The following is a 16,937-nucleotide window of genomic DNA, read 5'->3' as shown; positions in this document are numbered from 1 at the left end:
GCAGTAATAATCATTGGAGCTGGAATTGATCCCCAATGATTAACTGTTGTATTATCCATGTATTTGTTTTCCTTCAACCGCTAATGCCGCTTCACCGATTATTTCAGAAAGGGATGGATGGGGGTGGATTGATTGTGTAATTTCCCATGCAGTTGCATCTAGAACTTTAGCAATCCCCGCTTCAGAAATTAGCTCAGTAACATGCGGCCCAACCATATGAATTCCTAATAAATCATCGGAATTTTTATCTGTGATAATTTTAACAAACCCTTCTGTTTCACCATAAACAAGGGCTTTCCCGATCGCTTGGAACGAGAATTTACCAACTTTTATATCGAAGCCTTTATCAAGCGCTTCTTTCTCTGTAAAGCCTATACTTGCTACTTCAGGATTAGAGTATATGCATGTAGGAACGTTATGATATTCAATTGGATATGGCTTTTCATTTGCCATATGTTCAACCGCAATCACCCCTTCACGTGAGGCAACATGTGCTAATTGCATTCCACCAATCACATCCCCAATTGCGTATATGTGAGGTTCCTTGGTTTGATAAAATTTATTAGCCTGGATATAACCTTTTTCCAGCACAATATCAGTATTTTCGACCCCTATATTAACTGTGTTTGCTTCACGTCCAACAGAAACAAGTAATTTCTCTGCTGTAAATGATGTTTTTACTCCATCCACTTCAGCATCAATTGCTACTTGCTCTTTCTTTTGTATGGTTTCTCCTAAGACCTTAGCTCCCTTAACAAAAGTAATGCCTTTTTTTATTAGAAGTTTTTCTACTTCTTTGGCTATACTTTCATCTTCTGTTGGTAGTATTTGATCCAAATATTCTAGAACCGTAACTTTTACACCTAAATCAGCAAGCATAGAAGCCCATTCGATTCCGATAACTCCAGCACCAATTATTAACATAGATGCAGGCAAAGTTTCCATCTCTAATGCTCCGTCTGAGGTCATAACATAGCTACCATCAATTTCTAAGCCAGGTAGAGATTTTGGTTTAGAACCTGTAGCAATCAATACATTTTTAGGAACTAGCATCGTATTTTCGTCTCCATTATCATGTTCAATAGAAATCGTACCGGGAATTGGAGAAAAGATACTTGGACCCAAAATGCGGCCATAACCCTCATAAATATCAATTTTGCCCTTTTTCATGAGACTTAGTACACCTTGATGTAATTTATTGACAATATTGTTTTTTCTTTCCTGTACCTTCGAAAAATTTAGTGTTGTATTTTCCGTTTCAATCCCATAAGCATTCGCTTCTTGTGTTTGCCTAAATACCTCTGCACTGCGAAGCAATGCTTTTGAAGGAATACAGCCTCGGTGTAGACACGTTCCACCTAGTTTTTCCTTTTCGACTACTGCAACTTGCAACCCTAACTGCGCAGCTCGGATAGCGGCTACATATCCTCCGGTACCTCCACCGAGTATAACTAAATCATAATCTTTCGCCATATAGTATAGACTCCTTTGTCTAATTAAGCAGTAAAGAAAATAATCTTACTTATAGAATTATCCTTACCTTATTTAAGATTATTTTTTTCTACTTAATATGTGGTGTTCATTTAACAGAAATTGATTACGGGAATTTCTAACAGATTGAATTCTTTCTTCCGCCATCCGATCTGCTGCAACATATGTAGGTATATTATCCCGTCTAGAAATTTCAAATACTTTCGTTAAACTATCATAAATAGTTTCTACTTTTCTTAATGCACGGTTTTGATCATAACCTGTCAATTCGTCTGCCACATTGATTACTCCGCCAGCATTGATAACATAGTCAGGCGCATAAACTATCCCTTTTTCATAGAGAATATTCCCGTGTTCAGTTGACTTCAATTGATTATTTGCAGAACCAGCAATTACTTTAGCCTTCAATCTCGGAATTGTATCATCATTAATTGAGGCTCCTAAAGCACATGGTGCATAAATATCACAATCAACATCGTAAATATCATTCGGATCAACCGGAGTAGCATCAAATGCTTCAACAGCACGATCTACAGCATCTTTATTTATATCGGTCACAATCAATTTTGCGCCTTCTTTATGCAAATGCCCACATAGTGCAAAGGCAACATTTCCAATACCCTGAACGGCAATGGTCTTACCTTCTAGTGAATCATCACCATATGCTTCTTTCGCGGCAGCTTTCATTCCTTTATAAATACCATACGCTGTGACTGGCGACGGATTACCTGATGAACCTGACAGCCCTGTAACATAGTCTGTTTCTAAGTGAATTAAATCCATGTCATCAACCGTTGTTCCAACATCTTCTGCAGTAATATATCGACCATTCAATCCTTGTATATATCGGCCAAATGCTCGAAACATTTCCGGATTTTTATCCTTTCGTGGATCTCCTATAATAACCGTCTTACCTCCACCTAAATTTAATCCAGCAGCAGCATTCTTATAAGTCATTCCCTTCGCTAACCGAAGTGCATCTTCAATCGCAGCCTCTTCTGAACTATATGTCCACATTCTTGTTCCACCTAAAGCAGGTCCTAGTGTTGTATCATGAATAGCGATAATCGCCTTTAGTCCAGAATTTTTGTCCTGACAAAAAACAAGTTGTTCATAATCGTATTTCTCCATATAAGTGAAAATTTCCATTTTAATACCTCCTACTAATAGTAACTATTATATATATTTATGAAAATATGTACAAGAAATAGATGTAAATTTTGATTAACTGTATTAATTAGAAATGGGCGACAAACAATGTAAGCGCTTTACTTTAGGATACATAACAAAGAAAAATATTGCAATCCCAAAAAATGTAAGTGTACATTACCATAGAATAGCTTTACGATGATAATTATACATAATTTGTGAGTTAAAATCACCGATGACTTCCACTGCGGGTAGTAGCTCACGCTAAGACAACTTTTTTCTGACGAAGTGTTCCTTGATTTTTTTAGGAGAATGGCTTCGAAATCCTGACTTCACAGAATCTCCCCCGCCTAAATTGGCATCTGGGTAATGGGTTTTTTATTTTAAAAAACTTTACTAGCTTTTGTTAAGCAAAGTCTCATTAATTCCTTTAGATTAGCTTGTTCCCTCCTATTTCAGAAGTTTCGCTTTATCTTTAAATTTGATATACTTATAGTTAGAGATTGTAACAAGGATTTGAGGGAAGAGATGCAATGATTAGAATCATCGCCTTATTGCTATTATTTATACCTGGTTTTTTAACAGTATTTGGAATTAAAATGATGCGTGACGCCTTGTTCGCGGAATTCTATCCAATCTTCTTTAATTCAGGAATACAATTTGTAATTGGATTACTCTTTACATTAGGAGGAATCGCCTTTCTTGGTGGGTTTATCATCTATCGGGATCGAAAAAAGGGATATAAAACCGAAAAGACAAAATAGAAATACTTAAAAAGGATGGATGATTCCGTCTTTTTTTATTCTTTTAACTGAAAATGGTGAGAATTGTGGTATGATTAGAAAATATTATTGTTTTTCAGGAGGATTTAGGGATGAAGGTAGCAAAGTTTGGTGGAAGTTCGTTAGCAAATGCAACACAAATTAAAAAAGTTGGCGAAATCATTAAAAGTGATCCAGAAAGAAAATTTATTGTTGTTTCCGCACCTGGGAAAAGGGATAAGACAGATACGAAAATGACAGATTTGCTAATCCAATTAGGCAATTCCTATTTAAATGGATTACAATATGAAACCGACTTAGATCTAATTATAAGTAGATTTGCTGAAATAACGGAAGAATTAAATCTCTCAATAGAGATACTAAATGAAATTGAATTATCGATTAGAAATGTGTTAACAGCAGATCAACTGAATACGGAAAAATTAGACGCAATTAAAGCTATTGGAGAAGACAGCTCAGCGAAAATTATGAGTGCATATTTACAAAGTCTTAATTTAGATGCACATTACATAAACCCTAAGGATGCAGGAATCATTGTAAGTGATGAACCAGGAAATGCTCAAATATTACCCGGAAGCTTTGCAAAAATCTATACATTACATCAAAAAAATGGAATATTAGTAATACCAGGTTTTTTTGGTTACACCGAGCAAGGTAAACTTGCAACTTTCTCAAGAGGTGGATCAGATATTACTGGCTCTATTATAGCAGCTGGTGTTCAAGCAGAATTATATGAGAACTTTACGGATGTAAACTCGGTGTATTCTGTGAATCCAAATATTGTAGAGAATCCAAAAGAAATAACGATATTAACGTATAAAGAAATGCGTGAATTATCATATGCTGGTTTTTCTGTTTTTCATGACGAAGCATTAATTCCAGTCATTAAAGAAAAGATTCCTATCTGTATTAAAAATACAAATAATCCCGATGCAAAAGGCACATACATTGTTGCTGAAAGAGAAATAAAAGAGGATGAATGTGTATCAGGGATTGCAAGTGATACTGGTTTCTGCAGTTTATATGTGAGTAAATATTTAATGAACCGCGAGATTGGATTTGGACGGAAGTTATTAGGAATATTAGAGGACGAGGGAATATCCTTTGAGCATGCTCCATCAGGAATAGATGACATGTCCGTTATCATTCGCGAAAGAAATATTTCCCCTGCTAAGGAGACAATTATTTTAAACAGAATAAAAGAAGAATTGCATGCTGATACGGTTAGCCTACACCGAGGAATCGCTATTATTATGGTAGTTGGTGAAGGTCTTGTAAATACAATTGGTGTGGCCAATAAAGCAATCTCAGCTTTAGCAGAAGCAAGAGTTAACATTGAAATGATAAACCAAGGTTCATCAGAAGTATCGATGATGTTCGGCATTCAATCATCCGATATTGATCGAGCAATTAAATCCATATATCGTGCATATTTTGAAAAAAACAATTAAAAATCAGGCTGTTACCAAAGAATGGTGACAGCCTGATTTTTATACTCCCTCTATTAAGAAGCTCGATGCTCTAAACGTAAACGATCAGCGACCATCGCAATGAATTCAGAATTCGTTGGTTTTGCCTTAGAGATATTTATCGTGTATCCGAATAGTGCCGAAATAGAATCAATGTTTCCTCTACTCCATGCAACCTCAATTGCATGACGTATCGCTCGTTCTACCCGTGACGCAGTCGTATTGAATTTCTTCCCTATCTCCGGGTAAAGTACTTTAGTAATCGAACCTAAAAGCTCGATATCATTATAGACCATTGTAATGGCTTCCCTTAAATACATGTACCCTTTAATATGTGCAGGAACGCCAATTTCATGAATAATATTCGTGATACTTGCTTCAAGATCTAATTTCCTCTTATCCTTTTTCGTTCCTTTATTCTTATTGGAATTTACAGTATAATTACCTTTTACTTGGCGGACTTGATCACCTAAATTATCCAAGTCAAATGGTTTTAATATAAAATATGATGCCCCTAGATCGACTGCTTTCTTCATGACCTCTTCTTGCCCAAATGCAGTAAGCATAATCACATTTGGAGTTTGCTGATTATCTTTGTTCCTAATTGTCTGAAGTACCGCTAATCCATCGATATGCGGCATAATAATGTCTAATATTAATACGTCAGGCTCTACTTCATCTAACAGCATTAAACAATCTCTACCATTATAAGCTTTGCCAATTACCTCAATATCTGGTTGTTCTTCAAAATACTCCTCCATCATTTGTACTAGTTCCTTATTATCATCAACTAAAACAATACTAGTTTTTTCCAAAGTTGCTCCCCCTTTTGTATACATAACGATTACTCCTATCCTAATTCTACTTATTCTACAAAAATTGCGAATATCCTTTTTTTATTTCAAAAAGCTTTTAATAATTTTTCTATTGTTAATTTTCCCTCTTTATACTCATATTAAACTAAAATGGATGAATTTACGATATCAAAAGATGTTTTCAAGTACAAAAAAATACTTGTAATGGAGGATTCCACTACAAGTTCAATTGATTAGCTTGCTTTTTTATTTGATTCATAAATATTTATGCCCGCATCCTGCAGCATCCATTCGATATGAACACCATATCCAGATGTCGGATCATTAACAAACACATGGGTAACTGCGCCAATCACTTTCCCATTCTGTATTATCGGACTACCACTCATTCCTTGAACGATTCCCCCTGTTCGTTTTAATAATTCTGGATCTGTAATTTTAATAACCATTCCTTTCGTTGCCGGGAACTTCTGTGCCACACTGCTTACAATCTCTACATCGAACTCTTCTACCTTTTCGTCCTCTACTACGGTGAGTATTTTGGCAGGCCCTTCTTTCACCTCATGTGATAGAGCGATTGGCAATGCTTCTTCATATTTTCCATTTTCAATCTTATGCTGCAACTCACCGAATATACCGAATGGACTATTTTTCGTTATCGTCCCCATTTTATTATTCTCAATAGAGAAACTAGCTTGTTTCTCACCAGGAGTTCCATTATTTCCTTTTTCAATAGCTGTTACAGAGGACCTAACAATTGTTCCATTGTGTATTTCAATTGGTTTTTTTGTATCCATATCTGAAATAACATGTCCTAATGCACCATATTTTTTAGACTTTGGTTCATAAAAGGTCATCGTACCAATACCTGCAGCTGTATCCCTAATATATAACCCAATTCGATATTGATTATTTTGTTTATCAAGTACAGGATGAAGTGTTGTTTGCATTTCTTCCTTCCCTCTTTTAATCGTTATATCTAAGTCACGATTAACCTTACCCGCTTGATCAACATAACTTTTTATTTCATTCATTGATTTAATCGGCTGACCATTTATTTTCAAGATAACGTCTCCAACATTAATATTGGCTACTTCTCCAGGGGACTCTTTTCCTTCCATACCATTTACAAGATGATGTCCAACGACAAGGACTCCTAGCGTGTGTAATTGCACACCTATTGATTGACCGCCAGGGACCACCCGAATATCATTCAATACAGATAGATCTACTTTTTTAATTGGAATGCCGGCCACTTCATATACTAATTCACTATTACCTGATTCTTTTGCATAAAATTCAGCGGAATCAATGGCAAGGACGCTTTCATCAGATGTTTCAATATTAATGTTCTCACCCAGAGTTGGTATTTCAATCGGTTGTTCATTTTGCATTGTTACAAGCTCATTTGGTATCTTAAAATATTTCTGCACTGGGGTAGACATAGGGATTGCAATACATGCAATCAGGAGTATAACGCCAATACAAATTCGAATCGCATTCAAATGTTTACTCAACCGTTTCACACTCCTATACCTAACCCATACCATTATTTTTCTATACACCTAATTTGACCTAATAACGGTGTTTTTAAACTGGATAAACCTATGAAAAATGTTTAAGATTACCTCTTAATACAGCAATAAAAATTGTTAAACTTGTTAAATAAACGTATCTCAATTATGCATGTTTATTATTGGCAACTAGGTCTTAATGAAGTAAGACCGTTTGTAATGATTTATGAATGTCCTGACAGTTTACTGGCCTTACTATTAGACTGAATCTTCATGTATTCATAATCATTTGGTATGAATAATCAATCATTTTTGACAAAAAAACATAATAAAAAAGCCAGATGCTTCATGATGTAAACCATTCATTCCCACTTTAGGAAAATAAATGTATACTCTAGCTTCTGACTTATTAATGAATATTATACTTAAACTGCTTTAAACGTTGAAGCAAGTTCAAGTAATTCTTTTGCGTGCTCTTTTGCTGTCTCCGTTAATTTTGTTCCGGTAATCATCCGACTTAATTCATTAATTTGATCTTTTATGGATAGTTCTTCCATCTGTGTAATGGTTCGTTTGTTTTTCTCAACTTTTTTAATGAATTTATGTGTATCCGCCATAGCAGCAACTTGTGGTAAATGCGTAATACACAGAACTTGTGAATCAACGGAAATCTGATAAATCTTCTCTGCTATCGCTTGTGCAACACGTCCACTTACACCTGTATCTACTTCATCAAATATTACGCTTGTCACGCCTTGATGTTTTGCGAAGATTTTTTTAAGTGCTAACATAATGCGAGAAAGTTCTCCACCTGATGCTACTTTACTCAGCTCTTTTAGTGGTTCCCCTGGATTCGTTGAGATCATAAAACGAACTTGGTCAAATCCATCCTTTGTAAGTATATAATTGCCATCTTCCACATGACTTTCTTCAGGTTCAAAAGAAATTGCAAACGATGCCTTCTCTAAATACAAGCCTTTAAATTCTTTATAAATAGCTTTTGTTAACGAATCGGCTGCTTTCTTCCTTATATCATGCAGCTGTACCGCTTCTAAGTATGCATCTTTTTCAATATCTTCTATTTGTTGATTTAATGTAGAAAGGTGGGAGTCCTTATTCGTAATCTGTTCTAATTCTTCTTCGATTTTTGCCATATACTCGAGTATTTCCGTTACATTAGTTCCATACTTTTTCTTCAATCGATGTATTTCGTTTAAACGAGTTTCTATTTCATTTAATCGCTCTGGGTTGTACTGTAATTCTTCGAGCTGACTGCGAATTGCATACGTAATTTCCTCTAAGGCATAATAATGATTGGAAAGCTCTTCTGCTTTTTCCGTAATAAAGGCATCGGATACTTTACTATCCTGTAACGCTAATTGTGCTTGATTAAGCCATTCAAGCCCCTTTTGTTCTCCGTAAAGCGCAGTATACGAATCCTGTAATGCTTGATAAATTCGCTCAAAGTTAACTAACGAGCTTCTTTCTTCCTCAAGAATTATATCTTCATTTGGTGAAAGATTTGCTTGTTCCAGCTCTTTTTTTTGAAATTCTAAGAGATCTAAGCGATGTGCGATTTCTTGTTCATTTTCACTTAGTTTTTTGTAACGTCCTTTTAATGTAGCAAGCTTGCTAAATAAACGACTATATTCTTCTTTCGATTTTGCCATTGACTTTGGATCATACATATCAAGTAAATCCAGATGATGCTCCGGATCCATTAATGATTGAGTTTCATGTTGACTATGTATATCAATCAACGTCTTGCCAAATTCCCGTAATATGGCTAAAGTGACTAACTTGCTATTAACACGGCAAATACTTTTTCCTGAGACTGTGATGATTCGTTCGAGTACAACCTGATCATCTAGTATTTCAATTCCAAATTGCTTCCCAACATTATAAATAGCATGGCTCTTATTTGGAATGAAAAATAACCCTTCGATTTCGGCCCGTTTTGTTCCATGCCGAACAAATTCCACGGAACCTCTGCCACCTGCTAATAACTGGATTGCGTCAATAATGATAGATTTCCCAGCCCCTGTTTCCCCTGTCAACACGGTTAATCCTTCATTAAAATTAATTGAAATTTCATCAATTATTGCAAAGTCACGAATAGATAATTCTGTTAGCATGGATATTATTCACCTCATTAAAAATGCAACATCATCATAACATGTTTATAAAGCGTTCCTTGAGGGCAACCGCTTGTTCTTCTGTTCTACATATGATTAAGCATGTATCATCTCCACAAATCGTTCCCATAATCTCTTCCCAGTCTAAATTGTCAATTAGCACTCCCATTGCTTGTGCATTACCTGGTAATGTTTTCAATACAATAAAATGGCTGGTATGGTCAATTTTCACAAATACGTCAGCAATTAATCGTTTCAATTTTTCAAATGGATTAAATCTTGAATCAGCTGGCAAGCTATATTTATATGTCCCATTATTTGTCGGAACTTTTACTAATTGCAGTTCTTTTATATCTCTAGAAATAGTTGCTTGTGTCACATTTTTTCCTAATGATTGTAAACGATTAACAAGTTCATCTTGTGTTTCTATTTCATTTTCAGAAATTAATTCACGTATTTTCAAATGTCGCTGAATCTTACTCATCTTATACCCCCATGTACGATATTTCTATTTTAATAAATAATGGGCTCCTTTAACAATGTTTTCGATTTGATCGATAACTTCATCCCCGTTATTAATTCCTGTCTTCCAGCCGAAATGTGCTAAAAATTCGATATTGCCTTCCCCACCAGTAATCGGTGAAAAAGTTAAGTTAATTAATTCATATTGCTCTTTATTTGCAAATGCAATTATTTCACGTAAAACCTCTTCATGAACGTATTTATCATTTACGATTCCTTTCTCACCAACCTGTTCTTTCTTAGCCTCGAATTGTGGCTTGATTAAGACTACAACATCGCTATTTGCTGCGAGTAATTGGTTTAGGACTGGCAATATCTTTTTAATAGAAATAAAAGATACATCGACACTTGCGAAATTAGGTGTACCTTTTTTCAGCATATCCGCTGTTACATACCGAAAATTAGTTCTTTCCATTACGACTACACGTGCATCATTTCTTAATTTCCAGTCCAATTGATTATAACCAACGTCGATGGCGTAGCTGAGCATTGCTCCATTTTGCAGGGCACAATCTGTAAAACCTCCTGTTGATGATCCAACATCGATTAAAATTTTACCCTCCGCCGAAATATTAAATGTTTTTAATGCTTTTTCTAATTTAAAGCCGCCACGACCGACATAAGGATTGGACTTTCCTTTTACTGTTAACGAAATATTTTCGTCCACTTTCATTCCTGGCTTATCTAAGCGTTGCTGTTCGCTAAACACCAGTCCAGCCATGATGATCCGCTTTGCTTTATCACTATTTTCTATTAGATTACGTTCAACTAATATTTCATCCAATCGTTTTTTACTCATTTATGTTAACCCTTTTCTTATGTCACTGTATTATTTTCTATCATTACTATATCAAATCCACCGTCTTTTAGACAAATTAAATACTAACTACAGCTTGGCTTATTTTCGAATGAGCAGCACTAACAACCGTTTACACGAGTGTGAAAACGGTTGTTGATGGAGAATGCTCTATTTTACATTTTCTAATGGTCCCGTTTGCTGAAATGTTCTGTTAAGTTCATTAAGTAGGAATCTTCTACTTCTGCTTTCTTTAAAGCATTCTTTGCACTTGTTACATATTGATTTTTCAATTCAATTGCACCATCAATTCCTAGAAGTCTAGGATAAGTGCTCTTCTTACTTTCTTCATCACTGCCTAATCTTTTACCTAGTTTCGCTTCATCACCAGTAACATCAAGAATATCATCCTGTACTTGGAAAATCAGTCCTAAATAATATGCAAATTCCTCGAGATATTGCAACTGTTCTTTAGTTGCATTTCCTAAATAGGCCCCCGTATAGATGGCAAATTTGATTAATTCACCCGTTTTCAGCTCATGAATTCTTTCTAGTTCTTGCAAGTTTGATTCCCTATTCTCTGCCTGCATATCTAATATTTGTCCGCCTACCATTCCATTAGGACCGCTAGTATGGGAAAGCATCTTAATTATCTCAATTTTTTGCTTTTCGTCTAGCAATGGATCGTTAGCAATTACTTCAAAACTATAAGTTAATAATCCATCTCCAGCCAAGATTGCTGTCGCTTCATCGAACACCTTATGATTTGTTAATTTTCCACGGCGATAATCATCATTATCCATTGCCGGAAGGTCATCATGAATTAGTGAATAGGTGTGAATCATTTCCAAAGCCACACTAGAGGACAAAGCCTTTTTATAGTCATTTGCAAATGCCTCGTAGCTTGCGATTAACAAGATTGGACGTAGTCTTTTACCACCTGCATTCATCGAATAAAGCATAGAATCCTTAAGTGGTTTTGGAATCTCTAGTTTTTCAAGTTGATTTGTTATTTCTTGCTCGATAATTGTAATATAATGGTTCATATAATCCGTAAGATTTGCTGGCACGTTTATTGTTCCTCCTGTATTTCAAATGGAGCAAATTCTCCCTGTTCGTTCATAATTTTCGTCATTTTTTCTTGGACGGTATTGAGCTTATCTCCACATAATTTAGATAGCGTCATTCCATCTTGATAGTAATTAATGGCTTTTTCAAGAGGGACATCTCCCTCTTCTAATTTCTCCACAATAGCTTCTAATTTCTCCATTGCTTCTTCAAACGTAAGATCATCCGTTTTCAAGGTTTACTTCCTCCTCTACTTCCAATACTTGGCAATGCAAATTTCCATCACTTATTTTTAATTTTATATAATCATTTACTTTCACTTGATTAACCGATTTAATAATTTTATGTTCTGGCGTGTATGGTAAGGCAAATCCACGTTTCATAATTTCTAGTGGATTAACTAAAGATAATTTATCTATCGTATTAGTTAGTTGAATCGTTTTATTTTCAAGCAGTTTCGTCATATAATAATTTTGCGATTTTATTTTTTCATCTAGCTTTGACTTGGATTGCTCGAGTTGTCTTTGCGGATGCTGCGTTACGAATCGTTTATAAAGATTTAATAATCTCAATTCTTTTTCTTTCTTAGTTGAAACCATCCCTTTTTGTAAACTAGCTACAAAGCTATCCAGTGCCTGCTCCTTCTGTTTAATAAGCTGTCCTGGGTAACGAAAGGCATAGGCTGCCTTTAAACGGTCTAAATGCCTTTGATTATTTCTCAGCTCATTCGTTAATTCTCTCGTTAGTGACCTTGTTAATGTATCTATCTTTTCTCTTAATTCAATCTGGGACTGTACTGCAAGTTCTGCAGCTCCCGTCGGGGTTGGTGCACGTAAATCCGCTACATAATCACTAATAGTAATATCTGTCTCGTGACCAACTGCAGAGATTATTGGGATTTTGGATCGAAAAATAGATTCCGCAACAATTTCTTCATTAAATGCCCATAACTCCTCAATCGATCCACCGCCACGTCCTACGATTAGCGTATCAAATGAATTAATATCGTTTGCTAAATCGATTGCAGCTGCAATTGAACTAGCTGCATTCTCTCCTTGAACTAGTACTGGAATCACTGTAATCTGGACGATTGGGTATCTTCGCTTAATCGTCGTTATAATATCACGAACAGCTGCACCAGTTGGCGAGGTAATGACACCAATGTGATTAGGAAATAAAGGGATCTCTTTTTTATGCTCTTCTGCAAAATAACCTTGCTTATGTAATTTTTCTTTCAATTGCTCAAAGGCCAAATATAAGGCACCTAGTCCATCTGGCTCCATTTGCTGAATATATAACTGATATTGACCAAAGGCTTCATAGACACTAATTTCACCTCTGATTAATACATTCATGCCATTTTCAGGTTTAAATTTCAAATATCGATTATTTCCTGCAAACATTACTGCCTGAATTTTAGCTTGATCATCTTTAATCGTCATATACATATGTCCGCGACTATGATGACTGAAATTCGATATCTCTCCTTTTAACAATACGTCCTTCAGATGTGGATCTACATCGATTTTACGTTTGATGTATTTTGTGAGGGCAGCAACTGTTAAGTATTTATTTTCCAACGTTATTGAGTCCTTTTGCCGCTTTAATAGTATTCTTTAACAACATCGCAATCGTCATTGGCCCGACACCTTTTGGAACTGGTGTAACAAAGGATGCCTTCTCTAATGCTCCCTCAAAATCTACATCTCCAGTTAATTTACCATTATCTAGTCGGTTAATGCCGACATCAATTACTACTGCGCCCTCTTTAATATATTCACTAGTAATTGCATTTGCACGACCAATTGCTGCAATTAAGATATCTGCATCTTGTGTATACGTTTTTAAATCAGCAGTTCTTGAATGACAATAAGTAACAGTAGCATTTTCGTTTAAGAGTAGTTGTCCAACTGGCTTACCTACAATGTTACTTCTGCCAATAATAACGGCATGCTTCCCTTCAATTTTTATATTTCTTGATTTCAGCATCGTTATTATTCCATAAGGTGTACAAGGCAGAAATGTATCCTCACCAGTTATCATACGTCCGATACTAATTGGATGGAAACCATCAACATCTTTACTCGGAGAAATTGCCTCAATAACTTCCTGTTCTCTTATTTGCTTTGGCAATGGAAGTTGAACTAGAATACCATGGACCCCAGCATCTTCATTTAATTTTTGGATTAATTTAAGAAGCTCATCTTCCGTTGTAGAATTAGGTAGCTCAATTAAAGAAGAATCTATCCCAACTTCACTAGCGGCTTTCTCTTTTCCTTTAACATAGGATCTTGATGCAGGATTATCTCCAACTAACACAACCGTTAATTGTGGGGTTATTCCATCTTGAATTAATGCTGCTACTTCTTCCTTCATTGCCATTCTTAGTTCTTGCGCTAAATCCTTACCGTTTATTATCTCTGCTGTCATAAAATATCCACCCCTAAAATAGTTTAAAGCTTTTTAAAGTTTGTTGTTATTCAAGTAATAATAAGCCGACATAAAATGCGAACTAACTTGGTAGGACGACTGCTCTCAGGCTGGGCGCTCCGAAAATACACTTTGCTATCCGTGGGGGGCTGGCGAACCTTCTTATGCTGGCGCACTTCGAAGCCTCGCCGAGGCCCTTCTCCCACAGGACAAGGAAACTTCGGCAGCGTTACATCGCACGAAAAAATTGAACTTTATTTTCGCGGAGTCTTCGTATATTTTCTCCGCTGGGATAGTGCAAAACTAACGAAAATAGTATGATTTACTCACTAACAATCAACGATCATTATAGGGAAATATTGGAGATTCGTTAGTGAATATAAACTGATGTTCAAATCTGGAATCAAATTATCACAAATTCGCATTTTTTTAAATAGCAACAATCGATACGAAGTGAGCCTAGCTTCTATTTTTCTATTCTTGAAAGTACACCATTAATAAATTTGCCGGATTTGTCGTCACCATAAACATTGCCTAGTTCAACTGCTTCGTTGATTGAAACATTTCTAGGAATATCTTCTAAATATCGTATTTCATATGTGGCGATGCGCAAAATTGTTTTCTCTACAGCTGCGACACGATCCAATGTCCAGTTTTGTAAATTTTCCGTAATAATTGTATCGATTTCATCTTTCACATTTGTCACGCCTTCAACTAATCCTTTTAAAAATATGTCACTTTCTTCTGTCTCTAAAAAGGCTGCTATCGCTTCTTTTGGTTCATTATCATTAATATCTAGTTGGAAAAGGATTTGAAATGCCTTTTCTCTAGCAGTATGTCGATTCATCGTTCATTGCTCCCTTATCGTTCTCTTTCAAATAATAACATGATTAAATAGGCAATGCTAGATTCTGTCATTAGCGAATACCTAAAATGATAGAGGTCAAAAGATATTATCTTTTGACCTCCTGCTTAATCTTCTACATCTGTATCCTCTTTACCGTCCATTTGAATTCCGACAACATGAATATTTATCTCTTCTATTTCGAGTGCTGTCATATTAATTAAAGTTTGTCTAATATTCGATTGGATTTCTTGAGCTACAAGTGGAATGGACACACCGAAATGTAAGATGACATAGAGTTCAATGGAAACTCCAGTCTCTGTTAACTCCACTTTAACACCCTTATTATGTGGTTTTTTCCCTAATCGTTCTGCAACACCTGAAGCAAAATTACCTCGCATTGCAAATAGTCCTTTTACTTCAGTAGCTGCTATCCCAGCAATTACTTCAATGACCTCTGGAGCAATTTCTACTTTTCCTAATGCGTCATTGTCACTTACACTTAATAACGTTTGTTCAGACATCCGATCACTCCTTATTCATGAGAATTGACGAAATTTACTTCTTTTCAACAATTGGGTTCTCTTCTAGGAAGTTGGTATTAAAATCACCTTTAAGAAATACTTCATTATCCATAATCAAACTATGGAAAGGAATCGTAGTATGCACACCTTCAATGACAAATTCATCCAGTGCACGTTTCATTCGGCTTACGACCTCTTCACGAGTCGAACCATAGGTGATTAATTTTGCAATCATAGAATCATAATACGGTGGTATAGAATAACCTGAATATGCTGCTGAGTCCACTCTGACCCCGTATCCACCGGGTGCTAAATACATATCAATTGTACCTGCAGATGGCATGAAGTTTTTAAAAGGATTTTCAGCATTAATTCTGCATTCCATTGCATAACCATTAAGGACAATATCCTCTTGCTTTATTGAAAGTACCTCGTTATTAGCAATATTAATTTGTTCTTTAATTAAGTCAACTCCAGTTACCATTTCTGTAATCGGGTGTTCAACTTGAATTCTCGTATTCATTTCCATGAAATAGAATTGATTTGATTTCCGGTCGAAAATATATTCAATTGTACCTGCTCCAACATAGTTTACCGCTTTTGCAGCTTTAACGGAAGCTTGCCCCATCTGTTCTCTTATTTCTGGAGTTAATGCTGGAGAGGGTGTTTCTTCAACTAGCTTTTGTAAACGTCGTTGAATCGTACAATCTCTTTCACCAAGATGTACTACATTTCCATGAGTATCAGCTATTATTTGAATTTCAACATGACGGAAGTCTTCAATAAATTTCTCTATATATACACCTGGATTACCAAATGCAGTTTCTGCTTCTTTTTGGGTTACCTGGATACCTTTAATCAATTCTTCTTCGTTTCTAGCAACACGAATCCCTTTACCACCGCCACCAGCAGTAGCTTTTATTATAACCGGGAAACCGATACTATTAGAGATTTCAAGACCCTCTTCCATGTTCCTAATAATACCATTTGAACCTGGTACGATTGGAACATTCGCATTTTTCATCGTTTCTCTAGCAACATCCTTGATCCCCATTTTTTGAATTGCTTCTGCACTAGGGCCAATAAATGTGATATTGCATGCTTTACAAATCTCAGCGAAATCAGCATTTTCAGCTAAAAAACCATAACCAGGATGGATTGCATCAACATTTGTTAAATTAGCTACACTTATGATATTCGTGAAATTAAGATAGCTATCTTTACTCAATTTAGGTCCAATACAATATGCTTCATCAGCTAACTGGACATGAAGAGATTCTTTATCTGCTTCTGAATATACGGCCACTGTTTCAATATCCAGCTCTTTACATGCACGTATGATTCGAACAGCGATCTCTCCTCTATTAGCAATTAACAGTTTCTTTATCACTTACTACA

16 protein-coding genes are annotated in these 16,937 nt (G+C 35.7%); 2 read left to right on the top strand and 14 right to left on the bottom strand.

The features are described from left to right. Positions 1–51 precede the first annotated feature (51 nt). Positions 52–1,473 (bottom strand): dihydrolipoyl dehydrogenase, encoded by a 1,422-nt coding sequence (lpdA, locus tag CWR45_RS00360; protein ID WP_115747810.1) that lies wholly within the window; start codon positions 1,471–1,473, stop codon positions 52–54. Between the two features lie 78 nt (positions 1,474–1,551). Continuing rightward, positions 1,552–2,640, bottom strand: a complete 1,089-nt coding sequence (locus CWR45_RS00355; protein WP_115747809.1) for a Leu/Phe/Val dehydrogenase — start codon at positions 2,638–2,640, stop codon at positions 1,552–1,554. A 533-nt stretch (positions 2,641–3,173) separates the two neighbouring features. Here CWR45_RS00355 and CWR45_RS00350 point away from each other — a divergent pair. Both CWR45_RS00350 and CWR45_RS00345 read left to right on the top strand, forming a co-directional pair. Then, positions 3,174–3,404: a DUF2627 family protein gene (locus tag CWR45_RS00350; RefSeq protein WP_115747808.1), complete on the top strand. Its 231-nt coding sequence runs from the start codon at positions 3,174–3,176 to the stop codon at positions 3,402–3,404. 110 nt (positions 3,405–3,514) lie between these two features. Next, the gene (locus CWR45_RS00345) at positions 3,515–4,873 is read left to right on the top strand and encodes an aspartate kinase (RefSeq protein WP_115747807.1); all 1,359 of its coding nucleotides are present in this window, start codon (positions 3,515–3,517) and stop codon (positions 4,871–4,873) included. A 53-nt stretch (positions 4,874–4,926) separates the two neighbouring features. Here the strand turns inward: CWR45_RS00345 and spo0A are convergent, their stop codons facing one another. The 12 genes from spo0A to accC all read right to left on the bottom strand — a co-directional run bounded on the left by spo0A (position 4,927) and on the right by accC (position 16,929). Continuing rightward, positions 4,927–5,730, bottom strand: coding sequence for a sporulation transcription factor Spo0A (gene spo0A, locus CWR45_RS00340; protein ID WP_170138756.1), 804 nt, complete (start codon positions 5,728–5,730; stop codon positions 4,927–4,929). A gap of 209 nt (positions 5,731–5,939) precedes the next feature. After that, entirely contained in the window at positions 5,940–7,256 is a 1,317-nt protein-coding gene (gene spoIVB, locus CWR45_RS00335) for a SpoIVB peptidase (protein WP_115747806.1), read from the bottom strand. Positions 7,257–7,645: 389 nt separating this feature from the next. Then, positions 7,646–9,355: a DNA repair protein RecN gene (gene recN, locus CWR45_RS00330; RefSeq protein ID WP_115747805.1), complete on the bottom strand. Its 1,710-nt coding sequence runs from the start codon at positions 9,353–9,355 to the stop codon at positions 7,646–7,648. 34 nt (positions 9,356–9,389) lie between these two features. Next, positions 9,390–9,839, bottom strand: coding sequence for a transcriptional regulator AhrC/ArgR (gene ahrC / locus CWR45_RS00325; protein WP_115747804.1), 450 nt, complete (start codon positions 9,837–9,839; stop codon positions 9,390–9,392). 24 nt (positions 9,840–9,863) lie between these two features. Beyond that, positions 9,864–10,676, bottom strand: coding sequence for a TlyA family RNA methyltransferase (locus tag CWR45_RS00320; RefSeq protein ID WP_115747803.1), 813 nt, complete (start codon positions 10,674–10,676; stop codon positions 9,864–9,866). Between the two features lie 182 nt (positions 10,677–10,858). Then, positions 10,859–11,743 carry a polyprenyl synthetase family protein gene (locus tag CWR45_RS00315; protein ID WP_115747802.1) on the bottom strand — a complete coding sequence of 295 codons (885 nt, stop codon included), beginning with the start codon at positions 11,741–11,743 and terminating at the stop codon, positions 10,859–10,861. A 2-nt stretch (positions 11,744–11,745) separates the two neighbouring features. Beyond that, entirely contained in the window at positions 11,746–11,976 is a 231-nt protein-coding gene (locus CWR45_RS00310) for an exodeoxyribonuclease VII small subunit (protein ID WP_115747801.1), read from the bottom strand. Then, complete coding sequence (gene xseA, locus CWR45_RS00305; RefSeq protein ID WP_115747800.1) at positions 11,963–13,321, bottom strand: exodeoxyribonuclease VII large subunit; 1,359 nt, start codon at positions 13,319–13,321, stop codon at positions 11,963–11,965. The genes CWR45_RS00310 and xseA overlap by 14 nt, the downstream gene beginning before the upstream one ends. Next, on the bottom strand, positions 13,311–14,171 hold the full coding sequence (folD, locus tag CWR45_RS00300; protein ID WP_115747799.1) for a bifunctional methylenetetrahydrofolate dehydrogenase/methenyltetrahydrofolate cyclohydrolase FolD: 861 nt from the start codon (positions 14,169–14,171) through the stop codon (positions 13,311–13,313). Before folD ends, xseA begins: the two co-directional genes overlap by 11 nt. 466 nt (positions 14,172–14,637) lie before the next feature. After that, positions 14,638–15,018, bottom strand: a complete 381-nt coding sequence (gene nusB / locus CWR45_RS00295; protein WP_115747798.1) for a transcription antitermination factor NusB — start codon at positions 15,016–15,018, stop codon at positions 14,638–14,640. A gap of 125 nt (positions 15,019–15,143) precedes the next feature. Beyond that, complete coding sequence (locus CWR45_RS00290; RefSeq protein WP_115747797.1) at positions 15,144–15,539, bottom strand: Asp23/Gls24 family envelope stress response protein; 396 nt, start codon at positions 15,537–15,539, stop codon at positions 15,144–15,146. 34 nt (positions 15,540–15,573) lie between these two features. Then, the gene (accC, locus tag CWR45_RS00285; RefSeq protein WP_115747796.1) at positions 15,574–16,929 is read right to left on the bottom strand and encodes an acetyl-CoA carboxylase biotin carboxylase subunit; all 1,356 of its coding nucleotides are present in this window, start codon (positions 16,927–16,929) and stop codon (positions 15,574–15,576) included. Positions 16,930–16,937 lie beyond the last annotated feature (8 nt).

Source organism: Oceanobacillus chungangensis, from assembly GCF_003369565.1.
Lineage (GTDB): Bacteria > Bacillota > Bacilli > Bacillales > Amphibacillaceae > Oceanobacillus > Oceanobacillus chungangensis.
The sequence above is the reverse complement of the archived record's forward strand: the minus strand, read 5'-3'. Positions and strand labels throughout refer to the sequence as shown.

Bases quoted from the DNA above. Each gene is read 5' to 3' on its own strand.
- spo0A (WP_170138756.1), bottom strand. From the start codon at position 5,730: ATGTATACAAAAGGGGGAGCAACTTTGGAAAAAACTAGTATTGTTTTA.
- spoIVB (WP_115747806.1), bottom strand. From the start codon at position 7,256: ATGGTATGGGTTAGGTATAGGAGTGTGAAACGGTTGAGTAAACATTTG.
- CWR45_RS00290 (WP_115747797.1), bottom strand. From the start codon at position 15,539: ATGTCTGAACAAACGTTATTAAGTGTAAGTGACAATGACGCATTAGGA.
- CWR45_RS00320 (WP_115747803.1), bottom strand. From the start codon at position 10,676: ATGAGTAAAAAACGATTGGATGAAATATTAGTTGAACGTAATCTAATA.
- ahrC (WP_115747804.1), bottom strand. From the start codon at position 9,839: ATGAGTAAGATTCAGCGACATTTGAAAATACGTGAATTAATTTCTGAA.
- CWR45_RS00350 (WP_115747808.1), top strand. From the start codon at position 3,174: ATGATTAGAATCATCGCCTTATTGCTATTATTTATACCTGGTTTTTTA.
- lpdA (WP_115747810.1), bottom strand. From the start codon at position 1,473: ATGGCGAAAGATTATGATTTAGTTATACTCGGTGGAGGTACCGGAGGA.
- recN (WP_115747805.1), bottom strand. From the start codon at position 9,355: ATGCTAACAGAATTATCTATTCGTGACTTTGCAATAATTGATGAAATT.
- nusB (WP_115747798.1), bottom strand. From the start codon at position 15,018: ATGAATCGACATACTGCTAGAGAAAAGGCATTTCAAATCCTTTTCCAA.
- CWR45_RS00345 (WP_115747807.1), top strand. From the start codon at position 3,515: ATGAAGGTAGCAAAGTTTGGTGGAAGTTCGTTAGCAAATGCAACACAA.
- CWR45_RS00355 (WP_115747809.1), bottom strand. From the start codon at position 2,640: ATGGAAATTTTCACTTATATGGAGAAATACGATTATGAACAACTTGTT.
- folD (WP_115747799.1), bottom strand. From the start codon at position 14,171: ATGACAGCAGAGATAATAAACGGTAAGGATTTAGCGCAAGAACTAAGA.